Origin of the sequence: Anaerosoma tenue (genome assembly GCF_023161965.1) — a bacterium.
Lineage (GTDB): Bacteria > Actinomycetota > Coriobacteriia > Anaerosomatales > Anaerosomataceae > Anaerosoma > Anaerosoma tenue.
In genome coordinates this window covers 250,873-266,874 of record NZ_JALNTY010000001.1, presented here as the reverse complement: position 1 = coordinate 266,874, position 16,002 = coordinate 250,873, and the positions used below count along the sequence as shown (strand labels likewise).

At 68.9% G+C, this 16,002-nt stretch carries 15 protein-coding genes; 3 read left to right on the top strand and 12 right to left on the bottom strand.

All coding sequences use genetic code 11. The annotated features are described in order from the left end of the window. Positions 1-3: 3 nt before the first annotated feature. Positions 4-477, top strand: coding sequence for a hypothetical protein (locus MSB02_RS01295; RefSeq protein ID WP_267193407.1), 474 nt, complete (start codon positions 4-6; stop codon positions 475-477). Between the two features lie 46 nt (positions 478-523). On the opposite strand, the gene MSB02_RS01290 is transcribed toward MSB02_RS01295, so the two are convergent. Together MSB02_RS01290 and MSB02_RS01285 are read right to left on the bottom strand one after the other, a co-directional pair. Continuing rightward, positions 524-3,889 (bottom strand): DNA polymerase III subunit alpha, encoded by a 3,366-nt coding sequence (locus MSB02_RS01290; protein WP_267193406.1) that lies wholly within the window; start codon positions 3,887-3,889, stop codon positions 524-526. Positions 3,890-3,896: 7 nt separating this feature from the next. Then, entirely contained in the window at positions 3,897-4,313 is a 417-nt protein-coding gene (locus MSB02_RS01285; protein ID WP_267193405.1) for a DUF6504 family protein, read from the bottom strand. A gap of 216 nt (positions 4,314-4,529) precedes the next feature. Between MSB02_RS01285 and MSB02_RS01280 the strand changes: the two genes are divergently transcribed. Further along, a complete protein-coding gene (locus MSB02_RS01280) occupies positions 4,530-5,474 on the top strand; it encodes a YihY/virulence factor BrkB family protein (protein WP_267193404.1) in 945 nt (314 codons plus the stop codon). Here MSB02_RS01280 and feoB read toward each other — a convergent pair. Next, positions 5,471-7,480, bottom strand: coding sequence for a ferrous iron transport protein B (gene feoB / locus MSB02_RS01275; protein ID WP_267193403.1), 2,010 nt, complete (start codon positions 7,478-7,480; stop codon positions 5,471-5,473). The two genes, MSB02_RS01280 and feoB, sit on opposite strands and share 4 nt — an antisense overlap. Further along, on the bottom strand, positions 7,477-8,166 hold the full coding sequence (locus MSB02_RS01270) for a metal-dependent transcriptional regulator (RefSeq protein WP_267193402.1): 690 nt from the start codon (positions 8,164-8,166) through the stop codon (positions 7,477-7,479). Before MSB02_RS01270 ends, feoB begins: the two co-directional genes overlap by 4 nt. Positions 8,167-8,357: 191 nt before the next feature. On the opposite strand from MSB02_RS01270, the gene MSB02_RS01265 reads away from it, so the two are divergent. Next, on the top strand, positions 8,358-9,563 hold the full coding sequence (locus MSB02_RS01265) for a M28 family peptidase (RefSeq protein WP_267193401.1): 1,206 nt from the start codon (positions 8,358-8,360) through the stop codon (positions 9,561-9,563). Between the two features lie 30 nt (positions 9,564-9,593). Here the strand turns inward: MSB02_RS01265 and queD are convergent, their stop codons facing one another. The 8 genes from queD to MSB02_RS01225 are packed head-to-tail and all read right to left on the bottom strand — an operon-like array spanning position 9,594 to position 15,870. Continuing rightward, positions 9,594-9,965: a 6-carboxytetrahydropterin synthase QueD gene (gene queD, locus MSB02_RS01260; RefSeq protein WP_267193400.1), complete on the bottom strand. Its 372-nt coding sequence runs from the start codon at positions 9,963-9,965 to the stop codon at positions 9,594-9,596. Positions 9,966-9,968: 3 nt separating this feature from the next. After that, complete coding sequence (locus MSB02_RS01255) at positions 9,969-10,439, bottom strand: ribonuclease HI family protein (RefSeq protein ID WP_267193399.1); 471 nt, start codon at positions 10,437-10,439, stop codon at positions 9,969-9,971. Next, the gene (locus tag MSB02_RS01250; protein ID WP_267193398.1) at positions 10,439-11,158 is read right to left on the bottom strand and encodes a zinc ribbon domain-containing protein; all 720 of its coding nucleotides are present in this window, start codon (positions 11,156-11,158) and stop codon (positions 10,439-10,441) included. Before MSB02_RS01250 ends, MSB02_RS01255 begins: the two co-directional genes overlap by 1 nt. Next, positions 11,145-12,266, bottom strand: a complete 1,122-nt coding sequence (locus MSB02_RS01245) for a Nif3-like dinuclear metal center hexameric protein (protein ID WP_267193397.1) — start codon at positions 12,264-12,266, stop codon at positions 11,145-11,147. Before MSB02_RS01245 ends, MSB02_RS01250 begins: the two co-directional genes overlap by 14 nt. Next, a complete protein-coding gene (locus MSB02_RS01240) occupies positions 12,256-13,077 on the bottom strand; it encodes a histidinol-phosphatase HisJ family protein (RefSeq protein ID WP_267193396.1) in 822 nt (273 codons plus the stop codon). Before MSB02_RS01240 ends, MSB02_RS01245 begins: the two co-directional genes overlap by 11 nt. Further along, the gene (gene mnmA, locus MSB02_RS01235) at positions 13,074-14,099 is read right to left on the bottom strand and encodes a tRNA 2-thiouridine(34) synthase MnmA (protein ID WP_267193395.1); all 1,026 of its coding nucleotides are present in this window, start codon (positions 14,097-14,099) and stop codon (positions 13,074-13,076) included. Before mnmA ends, MSB02_RS01240 begins: the two co-directional genes overlap by 4 nt. Then, entirely contained in the window at positions 14,096-15,259 is a 1,164-nt protein-coding gene (locus MSB02_RS01230) for a cysteine desulfurase family protein (protein WP_267193394.1), read from the bottom strand. Before MSB02_RS01230 ends, mnmA begins: the two co-directional genes overlap by 4 nt. Next, entirely contained in the window at positions 15,256-15,870 is a 615-nt protein-coding gene (locus tag MSB02_RS01225) for a hypothetical protein (protein ID WP_267193393.1), read from the bottom strand. The genes MSB02_RS01230 and MSB02_RS01225 overlap by 4 nt, the downstream gene beginning before the upstream one ends. Positions 15,871-16,002: the final 132 nt, after the last annotated feature.

Here is a 16,002-nt window from a genome sequence, read left to right as displayed (position 1 = left end):
CGAATGACCAGAGGACGCGCACGGACACGAGGGGTGCTGCTCTCCGTGATGGCGGTCGCACTCGTCATCGCGTGTGTCGCGGCCACCGGGTGCTCCACCGCCGACCCGGAGCCGTCCACGAGCGATGACGGTGTCCTCGGCGTGGAAGAGACGGTCGCCACACACCCTCCGCTGCCGGAGTCTGAGCGGGAGATCGGCCTCACCGACCTTGGGGACGGCCGCATCCGCGCAGTGGGCATCATCCAGTACCGCGCGAGCGAGGGCGCATCGTGGTGCATCGTCAACGGCACACCAGGCGAGGAGCCGCCCATGGACGCCGAGGTCATCGTGGTCATCGAGAACATGGCCGACCTCGACGCTGCGTGCAGCACGTCCGGCGCGCTCGTCTACGCCGAGGGCGTCATGCCTGAAGACGACGGCACCCTCCCCGGCCCGCCGATGACCGCCGAGTTCGTGGCGAGAGCGGACGAGCCCTAGGGCGCTGCGCTCGGAGGTCACGCAGGAGGCTCCCGCTGCTGAGTGACTACGCGGATGCCTCCTGCGTGACCTCTTGCATCTCGTTCGTCTCTTCCGCTCCCGGACCACCGAGCGTCGGGCCGAGCGGGCCAGCGCCCACTCCGCGGCGGAGGCGAACGAGTTCGCGGCCTTCATCGCGCACCACGTAGGGCTCGATCCGCTCGGCGATGAGCGCGATGCCGCGCTCACAGTTGTTCTGCAGCACGCCCTCCACGAGGTACGCGCGGTTCTTCACGATCACGTCGCCGTAGCGGTTGAGCGCGTCCTCGAAGACCACCACGTCGATGAGCCCGGTGGGGTCCTCGAGCGTGAGGAAGCACGTGCGCCTGCCCGAGCGGGTCCGCGGCGTCTGCGCGCGCTCTCGCACTCCGCACACCCGGATACGCGCACGGTCCTCGCACGCGGGCAGGTCGCGTGCCCAGGTGACGCCGCGGCGTTCGAGGTCGGCGCGGGCGAGCGAGAGCGGATGCGCCGTGATGGCAAGCCCGAGACACTCCAGTTCGGCTGAGAGCCGCATCGCGGGCGTCCAGCCCGAGACGTGACCGGTGTCGACAGGCCCCCGCGCACGCGCAGGTGCGATCAGCAGCGTGTCGTCACCGGCCACGCCCTGCCTGGCGATGACCGCCTTGAGCTCCGGCAGCAGCGCGAGCATCTCGTCGCGCGTGGGCGGGCGCGAGGCATCGGTCACCCCCAGGCCGTCGAGAGCCCCTACGCGTATGAGGCTCCGTGCGGCCGGCTCTTCGGCGCGCGTCCGCTTGAGGAAGTCAGCGAGGTCGGCGAAGGGACGCACCGACCGCTCGGCTTCCAGCACTGAAAGCAGGCGCGAGGTCATGGAAAGCAGGCTCCCGAGGCCGACGCGGATCGCGCCCCCGTCCCGCTCCACCGTGAACTCCGCCGAAGATGCGTTGATGTGCGGCGACAGCACCGCGATACCGTGGCGCCGCACGTCGTCGAGCACGACCCGCGGGCTGTAAAAGCCCATCGGCTCGTTGTTGAGGATGGCGGCCGCGAACTCGGCCGGGTAGTAGACCTTCAGCCAGGCGGTGGCGTAGCTGACCACCGCAAAGCACGCCGCATGCGCCTTGCAGAAGCCGTATGCGGCGAACCCTTCGAGCTGCCGGAAGACCTCTTCGGCCACCTTACGCTCGGTACCGAGCCCGCACGCGCGCTCCACGAAGTGCACGCGGATGGCCTCCATGGCCTCTCGGCTGCGGCCCTTGGTCATCGCGCGCCGGAGCGAATCGGCCTCGGCGAGCGTGAAGCCGGCCACGGCTTTGGCTACCTGGAGCACCTGCTCCTGGTAGACGATCACGCCGTAGCTCGAACGCAGGACCTCGCCCATGGCAGGATGTGGCACCGTGACCGGCTCCAGACCGTGACGTCGGCGGATGAAGGGCGTGATCATCTCGGCCTCGAGGGGGCCGGGGCGGAAGAGCGAGATCGCGGCGATGATGTCCTCGAAGTCGCGCTCCCTGAGGCGCATCGCGAGGTTGCGCTGACCGCTGCTCTCAAGCTGGAACATCCCCACGGTGTCCGCCGCGGCGATCGTGGCGTACACGCGCGGGTCGTCGTGCGGGAGGTCGAACGGCTCGGGCACGGCCTCGGGGCCCACGCGCTCGCGCGCCATGCGCACCGTGTCGCTGATCGCCGAGTGCGTGCGGAGCCCTAAGATGTCCATCTTCACGAGGCCGAGCGCCTCGATGTCGTCCTTGTCGTACTGCGACACCACCACGCCCTTGGCAGCCCACTGAAGGGGCATCCACGTGTCGATGGGCTCACGCGTGATGATGAAGCCGCCGAGGTGCGTACCGAGGTGCATGGGCGTGTGGTCGAGCTCAATCGCGAGCTCCACGAGCAGACCATGCTCGGGCGCGAGCAGCGGGTGGTCGCGACACTCGGGGTATGTGACGAGCACCTCGGGAAGCCGGCGCGCGCTCACCCACGGCAGGTAGCGCGAGAACGCGTTGATCTCGTCGGCGGTATGGCCGAGCGCCTTGGCCGCAGTGCGCACCGCGCTCCGGGCGGTCATGGTGTTGACGGTGGCCACCATCGCCACGTGATCGTGCCCGAAGCGGTCGTAGATGTAGGCGATCACCTCGTCGCGGCGACGCGAATCGAAGTCCACGTCGATGTCGGGCATCTGCCGCCGCTCGGGGTTGAGGAACCGCTCGAAGAGCAGGTCGTGCGCGATGGGGTCGGCATCGGTGATGCCGAGCAGGTACGTGACGATCGAATCGCCCGCGCTCCCCCGCCCGCTGCAGCGGATGCCCTCGCGCTTGGCGAAGTCCACGATGTCTTTCACGGTGAGGAAGTACTCCGGGAAGCCGAGGTCCTGGATCACTGAGAGCTCGTACTGCAGCCGCCGCACCGCCTCGGGCGTGACCGGCCGGTAGCGCTCCTCCAGTCCGTGCCAAGCGGCCTTGGAGAGCACCGAGTAGGCGGTCTCCCCTTTGGGCACATCGGCCGCCGGGAAGTGGAACGAGCCGAGCCCGAGGTCGAGCGAGCAGCGCTCGGCGATCTCGAGCGTAGCGTCGCACGCCTGCGGCACGTCGGCGAACAGACGCCGCATCTCGCCAGCGGGCTTGAGCCACAACTCCGCGTTGGGGCGGTCGTACGGGCCCGGGAGCATCGTGCGCGCTCCTGCCGAGGCCAGCACGTCGTGGAGCCGGAAGTCGCGCCGCTCGGCGTAGTGCACGTCGTTGGTGGCCACCACCGGGAGCCCGCACCGCTCCGCGAGCGTCACGAGCCCCGCCACGTACCGGGGACTGTCGGGCGTCATGAGGTGCATGAGCTCCACGTAGAAGCTGTCCGGCGCGAAGCAACGCGCGAGGCGCCTGAGCGCCCGTTCGGCACGCGCACCGAGCCCGGCGAGCACGGCGGCGCCCGCCTCGCCACAGGGGCAGCCCGAGAGGCCGATGAGCCCTTCCGAGTATCGCTCCAGGTCGGTGATCGTGACCACCGAGGGATCGTCTCCAGTGCGCACGTGTGTGCGAGAGAGCAGTCTGCAGAGATTGCGATAGCCGGTGATGTCCTGCGCGAGCAGCGTGAGGTGGAATCCCGCACCCGCCGCCCGGCCGAAACCGACCGGGGCCGGGAGTGCAAGCCGTCGCCCGGGCGGAAGGTCGCCCTCGATCGTGGCCTCGCCTTCAAGCCCGGCGGCCTCGATCACGATCTCCGCGCCCACGACGGGCTTCACGCCCGCCTCAAGCGCAGCGCGATAGAAGCGGATCGCCCCGTAGAGTCCCTGATGGTCGGTGAGCCCGAGTGCGTCCATGCCGTAGCCCGCTGCACGCGCAAGGAGCGCGTCCGGCGACGAGGCGCCATCCATGAAGCTGAAGTGCGAGTGCACGTGGAGATGTACGAAGCCCGCCATAGCGTCTCTAATCCACGACGCCGGTGAGCATCCACCGGTCGGCGATGCGGTCGTACGCGAGGTCGTAGAGGCCGCCACGCGCAAGCACGCGGTAGCAGCGGCGACTCAAGCGCTTGCGCGGATCCCACCACGCGCGCTCGACCGCCCACGACTGCACCACGGCATCGATCGAGTACCGGCGGGCATCGGCCGTGAACGACCGTGGCGCGCCCCGCGATGCGTCCCACACGACCTCGACCGCACGCTCCCGCCGTTTGCCCGCAAGACCTGAAACCCCACCGCCGAGCTCGGACCCACGCACGATCCAGGGGCTCCGCAGGAGCTCGAGTATCACCGGCGTGCGGGTGTCGCTCGCGGTGAACAGGTCGAGCGACTCCCCCGTCGCTCGGGGGTCGTACTGTCTGATCGCGCGGTTGCGGCCCATGGGAGACGTCCTTTGAGAGTGGTGCCGGGTGTGGAAGGAGCTTCAGGGGTCCACACCCGGCGTGTTCAGTATATCGAACACATGTTCGGTATACAAGACGGCTCTGACATCATCAAGGGCGCCCGCGATGGACTCGTTGGGTAGACTGAAAGACGGATGCGTACCACCACGCCGCAGCGAGCCCCGGAGCTCGGCGAATCGGAAGGAGAATCGCCCGTGACGCAGATACTCTCGCGACTCCGCCGCTTCTTCCTCGGCGTGGGGGATCTCTTCGCAACGGCCGGCAAGCACTGGGCCGATGACGGCGCCCCCCAGATAGCCGCCGCCCTCTCCTACTACGCGCTTCTCTCCGTGGCGCCGCTTCTCATGGTCGTCGTCACCGTTGCCGGACGCATCGCCAGCAGGCAGACAGCCACAGAAGAGCTCCTCACCGCGGCAGACCGCCTTGCGGGCGACCTCGGCACCTCGGTGATCGAAGAGCTCCTCGCCTCGGCCTCGCTTCCTACGACCGGGACGCTCCTCAGCATCGTTGCGATCCTGGTGGCCCTGTTCGGCGCCATGCGCCTCTTCGGTCAGATGCGGACGGCGTTCGACAAGATATGGAACACGCCGCCGGAGCGCCCCGAGAGCGACACCCTCTGGGACGGCATCCGGTACACGCTCCGCGCGTTCGCCATCCACAACCTGCGCGCGTTCGTGATGGTCGTGGTGGTGGGCGTCCTCCTCATCGCCACGCTCGCCCTCAACACCCTGGTGGTGGCGATCACCTCCGAGTGGATCGGGTTCGATCCACCCATCGAGGCGGTGCGGACGTTCGACATCCTCGTCTCGCTGCTCCTGCTATGGGTGCTGTTCGGAGCCGTCTATCGCGTCCTGCCACGCACACGTCTCAGCTGGAGCGATGTGGCGGTGGGGGCGGCGATGACGGCAGCGCTCTTCACGCTCGGGCGGTGGCTCGTAGGGCTGTACCTGTCGAGCTCGTCCATCGGTACCGCGTTCGGCGCGGCAGGATCCGTGGTCATCTTCCTCGTGTGGCTCAACTACAGCTCGCAGATACTTCTCTTCGGCGCCGAGTTGACCCAGGCATGGACGTACCGGTATGGATCCAGGGCCGGCCAGACGGATGAGGCCCACGCCGACGGCGAGCACGAAGCCGGCTAGACGCCGAACCCGACCGCTGGCAGGACGCGTGCGAGCACGCCGCCCACCACCAGCGCGATCGCGACCGTGGCGGCCAGCGCTATCGTGGTGGCCCAGAGACCGTTCCGGCGCCAGTACACCGTCATCGACGAGATGCACGGCAGCATGATCGCGTTCACGAGTGCGAAGACGACCATGTCGGTGGGGCTCATCAGCTCGGTGATCGACGCTCCCGCGAAGCCCGCCGTTGCCACGGCAAGCGCCACCAGCAGCTGCAGCGACAGCTCCTTGCGCAGGAAGCCGAGGATGAGCGTGAGGCCTGCGATCGCCGGGAGGCCGAGCCATCCCTCAACGACCGGCTCGAGAGGATCGCTCAACTTCACGAGCCATCCCGTCTCGTACAGGCCGCCCAGCACGAGGCTGCCCACGATCACGATGGGCGTGGCGATGAACAGGAACTCCTTGAACTGATCCCACGCCTTGGATGCGACCCGCTTGAGCGACGGCCGCCTGAACGGGAACATCTCCATGACCAACCCGCGCGAGCCGCCGGGGACGATCCTCTGAAGCGCCACGCCCATGCCCAGCCAGATCGCCACCAGGATGCCAAGCACGAGCAGTGTGGGCTGCCACCCCAGGAAGTGGCCCACTGAGCCGAGGATGACCGCCGTGCGGGCGCTGCACGGGACGAACAACACGAGCGTGGACGCGATCGTACGCTCCCGTCTGCTCGGAAGCTGTCCGGCGGCCACGAGCGCGGGCACGTTGCAGCCGGCTGCAGCCACCATCGGCACGATCGCCCTTCCGTGCAGTCCGAAGCGGTGCATCAGACGGTCGGTGAGGAACGCCAGCGAATTCAGGTACCCCGTGTCCTCGAGGAATCCGAGCAGGAAGTAGAACGTCAGGATGTAAGGCAACCCGATGGACAGCGACGCCTCGATGCCCGCGTCGAAGCCCCAGAGCAACACTTTGCCGAGCGTACCGTCGCCCGCGAGCGACGTGACCGCCGACGTGATCGCCGGGGACGCGAACGTGCCCCATAGTAAAGAGAAGCCCCGGGCGAGCAGGTCGCCCACGAAGAACAGGAAGCCGAAGATGCCCGCTGCCACGATGATCACGAGCGGCACGCCCGTCCACGGCCACGTGGTGAGCGACCACGCGTCCCGCGGCAGCAGGCGCCGTCGCTCCTCCCGCCGTACCGCTTCTTCGCCGAGTATGCCGGTGAGTCCGTGCCGCTCTCGCGCCAGGTGCGTGGCACCGCTCTCCCCGAAGTGCGAGCGCATGGCGCCGCGGACCTGACCTGCCACCTCCGCCACTGCGGGATCGACCTCGCCGGATCCGCCTTCACGCTCGTCGAGAAGCCGCAGCGCGGCCGCGCGGGCGCTGTAGCCCGCAGGCAGGCACTCAGCGTCCCCGCACGCGTTCACGAGCGGCTCAAGCAGCGCCTCGAAGTCCGGCCCATACCCTGGTGGGTCCGGCACCGGCCCCGTTGCGACCTTGAAGCACGCGTCTACCACGTCGCTCACGCCGATGCCCTGCGTCGCCACGGTCGAGACCACAGGCACGCCCAGCGCCGACTCCAGGACGGCGGCGTCCACCGTCAGGCCGGAACGTCGGGCCTCGTCCACGAGGTTCACCGCCAGGACGACCCGGAAGCCGAGGTCGAGCGCCTCGACGGCAAGGTTCAGGGTGCGGCCAAGGGTCGCCGGGTCGAGCACCACCACGACCACATCCGGTTCGAGCTCGCTGAGGGCGCGCAACGCCACCCGGTCCTCCTCGGCTGAACCGGTGAGACCATAGCTGCCCGGAAGGTCGATCACGCCCACCGAACGTTCGCCGGCGCGAGCAGTGCCCGTGTGCACCTCCCGCGTGGTGCCCGGGTAGTGCGCGGTCTCGACCCCGAGACCGGTGAGCGCGTTGAACAGGCTCGATTTGCCCACGTTGGGATTGCCTGCAAGCGCGATGACGATGTCGCTCTCAGGCCGTCCGATCACCGCGTCAGGAACGTCGTGGCACCCTCGGCTCATCGACGGCCTTCGCGGCGGCGACCTTTACGCCGACCCTTCCCGCCCGTGACGACGATCTTCTCGGCTACCTCACGGCCGAGCGCATAGCGCGCGTCCCCCACCTCCACCATCAGCGGGCCACGGAACGGCGCGACGTCACACACGCGCACGTCGGTCCCGGGGAACATGCCGAGAGAAGAGAGATACGAGAGCAGTTCGCCGTCCTCGTCCTCGATCCTCACGATCCGGACCTCCTCGCCGCTGCCCGTATCGCACAGAGGCCCGCCCGTCTGGGCGCGGATCGCACCATCGGCGCTAGGTATCGGATGCCCGTGCGGGCACACGTCGGGGTTGTCCATGAAGCGTTCCAGGGCGTCCTGCACCTTCGGCGAGAGGGCGTGCTCGAGCTCACACGCCTCGTCGTGCACCTCGTCCCATGACAGGCCGAGGACGTCCACCAGGAACCGCTCGGCGAGCCGGTGCCGGCGGATGATGTCGAGAGCGCCCCGGCGACCTGAGGCGGTGAGCTCCACAGCCCCGTCGTCGGTACGTGAGATCAAATCGCGGGTCTGCAACCGGCCCAGGGTGGCCGTGACAGTGGGAGCGGAGACACCCATGAACTCGGCGATCTGTCCCGGCCGCACCGGTCCACGCTCGGCGAGCTTGTAGATGGTCTCCAGGTACTCTTCTAGGGTCGCACTGGTCATCACAACCACCTTATGGAAGTCGCACGAAGAAGCCGTCCGGGTGAGTATACACACGACGCTCACGTTAATGAAGGCTAATCACAGAGGATGCCGACGACGCATACACGGTGCCGCCGCCCCACGGCCCGAGACCGCGTGACACTCTTTGGGAATACCCGATGTGGACGCACCCACACCCGACAGGAGCACACGTGACGACAGACGCGCTCGCCCGCCGGATCGCCCGCGACATCGCCGACCTCTGCGACCCCGGCGACCGCAGTCCCGGGACCGAGCGCAACCGTGCGGCCGTCGAACACGTCTCGGAACGCATGCGTGAATGCGGGCTTGCGGTCGAACGGGTGGCGTTCGAGGTGCCCGAGTGGCGCTACGGTACGGCGAGCGTGGATGTGGCGGGGCTTCGAAGCCAGCTCCATCCAGGGCCCTTCTCCCCCCGGGTGCATGGCACAGGGAGGCTCGCAGTGGTGCGCACCGCGGATGAGATCCCAAGCGCCATCGCTCCGGACGCGGTCCTCCTGCTGTGCGGTGACATCGCCCTCGAGCAGCTCACACCCCGCGACTACCCCTTCTACATCGATCCCGGGCACGCGGCGATCCTTGATGCGCTCGAAGCGGTTCGACCGCTCGCGATCATCGCCGCCACCGACCGGAGTGCGATGACGGCCGCCATGTCGCCGTTCCCGCTCATCGAGGAGTCGGGGTTCGGAGTGCCGCACGCGTACCTGCACGTGAGCGATGGCGCATCACTTGCCGAACACGACGGGGAGCAAGCGCACGTGAGGATCGACTCCGAGACGCGCCCCTCCGAGGGAGTCCAGATCATCGGCGTCCGGCCGGGGTCCCGCCCCGATGCGGGCACCGTGGTCGTGTGCGCGCACATCGACACCAAACCCGACACGCCGGGTGCGATCGACAACGCAGCCGGCGTCGCCGTGCTGCTTGCGGCCGCCCATCTGCTTCGCGACCGGCGTGTCGGTCCCACGGTGGAGTTCGTGCCGTTCAACGGCGAGGACCACGCGATGGCTCCCGGCGAGCTCGCGTATCTTGCGGTACGCCCCGATCTGACCGACGTACGGCTGGCCGTCAATGTCGACGCCGCCGGGCTGGCAGGAGGTCCCACCGCGTACTCCGGCTACGGCATCGACTCGGTGACAGAGGTGCTTCTCGCCTCGCTGGCAGAAGGCTTCCCGCATATCGCCGCAGGTCCGTCGTGGCCCGCCAGCGACCATATGGTGTTCGCCATGCGGGGCGTACCAGCCGTGGCGCTCACGTCATCGGACCTGGATGCCGTGATGCACGACCACGCGCATACCCCGGGCGATGTGCCGTCTTTGCTCGATCCGGACATCCTCTCGGAGACGGCCCGTTTCATGGCCGACCTTATCGAGAGCCTCTGACTCCTTACCGGACCCGGACCGCTCGCCCGGCTACTCCCCCGGCCGGTAGGTGATTCGCGCGACCGGCGACTCCCACACGGCGACCTCCACCACGCTCACCCGGGGTCCGACGCGCTCAGACAGCCGATCGAAGATATGGCGTGAGAGGTTCTCCGCGGTCGGATTGCTGCGGTCGAACGGTGGGACGTCGTTGAGATACGCGTGGTCGAGCGGCTCGAGCACAGCCTGAAGGTCGGCCTTCAGCGTCTTGAAGTCGTACACGATGCCGACTTCGTCAAGCTCCGAGCCGCGCACGACCACCTCGACATCCCAGGTGTGCCCGTGAAGATTCCGGCACTCCCCCGGATACCCGTGCAGGGAATGCGCGGCATCGAAATGTCCGCGGATCATCAGGTCGTACATGACTCAGCACCCCTCGCCGAAGAGCGTCGTCGCGCCGCGTTCGGGCGGCTCCGGCGCATCGCCCACATCGGCGCGTGCGTCCATCGCCTCGTTCGCAAGCGCATCGGCCTCCACGTTGGCCTCGCGTCGCACATGCTGGAACGTCACATCCTCGAAGGCGCGCCTCAACTCTTGCGCTCGCAAGAAGAGCGGTTTGAGACCTTCGTTCTTGACGCGATACTGCCCGAGCATCTGCTTCACGATCAACTCGCTGTCCGCCCGCACGAGAAGCGATGTCGCCCCGAGCGCGCGGGCGGCGCGCATACCCCACAGCATGGCCTCGTACTCGGCAACGTTGTTCGTGGCGGAACCGAGATAGCTGCCGCCGCGGGCCACGATCTCGCCGGACGGATCGCGGACCACCACGCCGGCTCCAGCGGGCCCTGGATTGCCCCTTGAGCCGCCGTCGGTGTTCACCATCCAAACGTCGCTCATCAGGCGTCCCCTACGATCACCAGCATGCGTTTGCAGTTGGGGCACTCGGCTACCTCAGGCCCGGCTCGAAGCGCCTGGACCTCGCCCGCGGGGATCTCCGTGCGGCATGCAGTGCACAGAGCGCCCTTGAGCGCGCCCACCGCGACACCCTTCTTGGCCTCCCGCAAACGCTCGTACCGGGCGAGAACGGAGCCGTCGAGCATTCGTGCTATGGCGTCGCGCTCGGCCCGCAGCCGTGCGGTCTCCGTCTGGATCTCGCCGCCTCGCGACTTGTAGCGCTCGATCAGGTCCGCCTCCTTGGCGCGGCCCTCCTCGAGCGCGGCGTCGACCTTCGCTCGCTGCGCCTCACCGGACTCTGCCTTCTCCATCAACCCGAGCTCTTCGCGCTCGAGCTGGTCCTTGCGGCGTGACAGCGCGTCGATCTCACGCGTGAGGTTGCGGAGCTCCTTGGAGTCGGTGATCTGACCGGAGAGCACCTTCGCCTGCTCCGCGTCGATCTTGGCCTGCACCATCTGCACTTCGTCAGCGCTCTTCGCCACCATGGCGTTCGCCCGCTGCACGTACGCACGGGCCTTCTCGGCCACGCCCTCGATCTCCTTGAGACGATGCCGGAGCTGCAGGATCGCGGCCTTCTCAGGCAACTCGTCGAGAGCCTTCACGGCCCGGGCGATCGCGAGGTCCTGCTCCATCAACGCAAGGAGGGTCTCACCCTCGGTCATCAGCGTCCTCCACGGTCCGCCACGCCATCTGTGGCTGCTCAACGGTCACGGTGACGCCGCCGCCGGCGCACCGACGCACCTCGTTGCCGAGCACGGTCACGAGCGGCCACTCCGATGCGTCGTGCCCGACCTCGATGATCGTCAGGCCACGAGCCACGGCGTCCAGGGCGTCATGATAGCGCACCTCACCCGCGATGCAGACATCGCACGCGTCGAGCGCATAGCCGAGCAGGGAACCGGCGGACCCGTTGGCCACGGCGATCCGCTCCACCGTGCGCTCCACGTCGCCCCATACGCGCGGGGTGACGCCAAGGCGCTCCCGCACCCTGTGCGCGAGCTCCAGCACCCCGCCGTCGCCCTCCCACGAGCAGATGCGTCCGAGACGCGCCGCACCCCGTGCCCTGCGGGCCTCCAGCGCGAGCACGACCGGCTCTTCGTACGGATGCGCCGCACGAGCGGCCTCGACGGCGCGCGCCGCAATGCTGCGCGGAGCGACCATCTCCACACGGACCTCGGGCACGCCCGCCGGCCCCGCCTGAACCACCGGATCCGCGCCTGCAGCCGGCTCGAAACGTCCCGTTCCCTCGCTCTCGAACGAGCACTTCTCGTAGAGGCCCAGCCGCCCCGCTCCCGCCGAGGCCAGGGCGGCCCGCACACCCTCCGCCGATTCCCCGGGCACGTAGGTCACTATCACGGTGACCGGCTCGGCTGAGCGCTCGAGCGGACCGACGATCGTAAGCCCCAAGGCCTGAGACAGCGCGTCCGCACCCGCGGGAGCGCGATCGAGACTCGTATGGAAGCTCGTCACCGACACCCCGGCGGCCAAGGCCACCACCAGCGTCCCCGACGGCCCGGGTTGCGGGAGATACGTGTCGGGCGCCTCCAGAAACGGCGGGTGATGCGTCACGAGGACGTTCGCGCCAAGCGCGGCGGCACGGTCAACCGCCTCGGCGGTGGCATCGAGCGTGACGAGGGCGCCCTCCACACGCGCGGAGGGATCGCCGCAGATCAGGCCCACCCGGTCCCACTCCTCGGCCCATGCCGGGTCGAACGCCTCTTCGAGCCGGCCGACCAGCGCGGCGACGGTCAACGCCTCCTCAGAGCTCATCGATACCCACCTCCTCCGGTCGCCGGTCACGGAAGACCACCACAGACCGGTACCCGGCGCCCTTGAGAGCCGCCACCGCTTCGGCGGCTCCGGCGCCCACCTCGGCGGGACGATGCGCGTCCGAACCGATGGTCGCCGGGACTCCCGCCCTGGATAGTTCGACAAGCAGGTCCTGCCCCGGGTAGATCTCCGCGCACGGTTTGCGCAGACCCGCCGTGTTCACCTCCACGGCCACGCCCGCGTCGGCCAGGTCCCGCGCCAGCGAGCGGTAGAGGTCGCGGGTGGGACCCTCCGGCCACACACCGAACTTCTTCACGAGGTCGACATGCGCCATCACGTCGACATCTGCGGTGCGCGCTGCGCGAACCACATCGCTGAAGTACCGCTCCCATAGAGCGTCGGCGTCCCACTCCGCGTACCGGTCACGTCGCGCCGGGTCGTCGAAGGCCCACCCGTCGATGAAGTGCACCGACCCCAGGACCACATCGAACCGGCGCCCCGTGCACAGTTCGCGAGCATGGCGGAGGCCTGCGGGCACTGCGTCGATCTCGATACCGCTGAGGACCTCCACCCCCAGCGCCTTCCCCAGCTCCGCGGCCGCGGCCACCTCGTCGAGGTAGCGCCCGAACTCATCCAGAGGCATGGCATAGCGCTCGGCGCCCGGCACGGTCATGGCGATCTCCGGAGCAAGCGGAAGATGCTCGGTGAACGCGAGCGTGCTCACGCCGCGGGCGGCTGCAGCGCGCACGTACTCGTCCGGCGTGCCCTCGGCATGACGGCACCGCCAGGTGTGCACGTGAAGATCGATCATCCCGTAGACCCCTTTGCGATCGTGCCGCCGCCAACCACCACGTCGCCCGCATAGCAGACCGCCGCCTGCCCGGGCGCGGCGCAGACAGGCGACTCGAAGTCGATCGCCAGCCCGCCCGCCGAGCGTACCACGCGGGCCCGTACCGCAGGCATCCGCGCACGGACCTTCACCGTCACGTCGTCGGCCGGGTCGCCATGCCATATCGCATCATGCACGTCCACGTGCGTCCCCTCGCACGCTTCAGGCGGTCCCGCCACGATGACGTTCTGTTCGGCGTCCACCCGCACCACGTACAGCGGGCCCTCGCCACCGGGCAAGCCCTTCCGCTGTCCCACCGTGTAGTGGCAGATTCCCCGGTGCGTGCCGATCGGCCGTCCGCTGAGATCGACCACGTCTCCCGGACGGCACGCAGCCGCCCGGTGGGCGCACACGTACTCCCCTGCCGAGCGCCCGTCCAGGAAGCAGACGTCCTGACTCTCCGGGTGCTCGGCCACAGGCAGCCCCGCACGAGACGCTTCCGCCCGCACCTCTGCCTTCGCAAGCCGCCCGAGGGGCAACTCGATGCGCCCGAGCAACCCCGGATCGAGCCGGTAGAGGAAATACGACTGGTCCTTGGCCTCGTCGAGAGCGCGCGAGATCCTCGGGCCGCGGAGCGTCTGCTCCACACGGGCGTAGTGGCCGGTCACCACGCCCGCCCCGCCCTCTTCCCGCACCCAGTCCAGGAGCGCGCCGAACTTCATCGTCTCGTTGCAGCCCACGCACGGGTTGGGCGTGAGCCCGGCGACGTATGCATCGATGAAGGGCCCGATGACCTCTGAGGCGAACCGTTCGCGCACGTCTATGACGCGATGCTCGATCTCCAATGCGTCCGCCACGCGTCGGGCCTCACGCACCTGTTCGTCGCCGTCGAGGAATCGGAGCGTGACGCCGGCCACTCGACGCCCCTCGCGCTGAGCGAGCAGCGCCGCTACAGCCGAGTCAACGCCCCCCGACAGGGCCGCCCACCACGTTGCGCCGGTCATCGCGTACGCAACCGCTTCACGACGGACGCGGTCACCTCGACGAAGCGCTCCACGTCATCCATGGTCGTCCATCTGCCCACGGTGACCCGCAGCGTGCCGTACGGGTCTTCACCGCGCACCCCCATCGCGCGCAGGACATGGCTCCCGCCCGAGCTCCCCGAGGAGCATGCGCTTCCCGTGGACACCGCGAAACCGGCGTCGTCGAGGTGGAGCAGAAGCATCTGCCCATCCACGCCCGGTACCCCGATGCTCGTGAGATGGGGGACCCGCCGGCCGGTGCCCCCATGCACGACCGTGGGACCCGCGGCTTCATGCAATCCGGCCTCGATCGCGTCGCGGAGCGCGGCGAGCCGCTCCCGCTCCGTCGGCCGCTCCTCGTCCATGTACCGCAGCGCATCCCGGAAGGCGATGGCCCCGGCCACGCTCTCGGTGCCGCTACGGCGCCCGTCCTCCTGACCGCCCCCGCGCAGCAGCGGCTCGAACGGTACGCCCGAGCGCAGGTACAGCACCCCGGTGCCCTTGGGCGCGTAGATCTTGTGACCAGCCGCCGAGAGCGCATCGACGCCCATCGCCGAGACGTCGACATCGATCTTGCCGAGGGACTGGGCGGAATCCGTGTGCACGAACGCGCCGTGCTCGTGCGCGATGCGGGCGATAGCGGCGATATCCTGCACCGTGCCCACCTCGTTGTTGGCGTGCATCACCGAAACGAGAGCCGTGTCGTCCCTCACGGTTGCCGCAACGGCTTCCGGCGGGATCATCCCGTCGCCATCAGGCGCTACGCGCTCCACGGTGAGCCCCTCGCGTTGGAGCAGCTCGGCGGCGGCGAGCACCGCATGATGCTCGAACGCCGAGATGACAACGTGCGGCCCGCGACCCGCGGCGACGGCCGCACGCGCGATCCCGATGACCGCCGCGTTGTCCGACTCCGTGCCCGAGCCGCAGAAGACGACCTCGTCGGGGTGTGCGGCTCCGATCCTCCGCGCGATGTCCGTGCGCGCCGCCTCGAGCGCCTGCCGTGCTTCCCGCCCTTCCCGGTAGAGCGAGCTCGGGTTACCCGGGTAGCGCTCGAGGGCCTCGGCGGCAGCACGGACGACGCGAGGATCCACGGGAGTGGTGGCGGCATAGTCGAGGTAGACACGGGAAGACCGCTCGGTCATGATGCACCGTCCTGTCCGGCTCCATCGTCGGGTGATGCGGATGACCCCGCCTCGGGCACGTCATCGATCGCGGCCACAGGCGTGATAGAGGAGATGACGTCCTCGGCATCAAGAACCCCCGATGACCACCCGGCGGCCACGTCTTCGAGTTCGTCGACGGCCACCACGCGCACCGTGCCACGGCACGCGCGCTGCCGTACCGCGACCTGGAACATCTCCGCGCTCGATACGCTCTCCACCACGAACAGCACCGAGCACGCGGGGGTACGTCCTCGCGCCCGGCGACACAGCTCCTCGACGAAGTGCGCGGCGGCGGCGAGTGTGACCGGCCGCTCGCTCACACGCGTGACGATCTCGAGGCCCGAGGCGGATGTCCACGTGCCGTCGGGCGATACCGAGAAGCCGAGCGCACCTCCAAGACCGTCCACCCGCGCACGGAACTCCCGACGCTGGCGCTCGGCGGCCTTCGATCTCGGAGTGGGAGCCGCCACCAGCGCATCCGGGGCGGCCTCCACGACGGTACGCCTCGTCGCACGTGCGCGCTCGACGATGTCGGAGCAGCCATCTGCCTGCTCCCGACGCGCTCTGATGTCGTCAGGCCCACTCGGCACGCGCGGTCCTCTCGTCGGGTGGCGTGTCCCGTAGCCTACCGTACAGCGGCGGCCCGCAAATCGTCGGACACGGCCTCACGGCCATTGAAGGCGTGTCCGCGACCGTTCGTCGAATCGAACGTACCGTCGCTT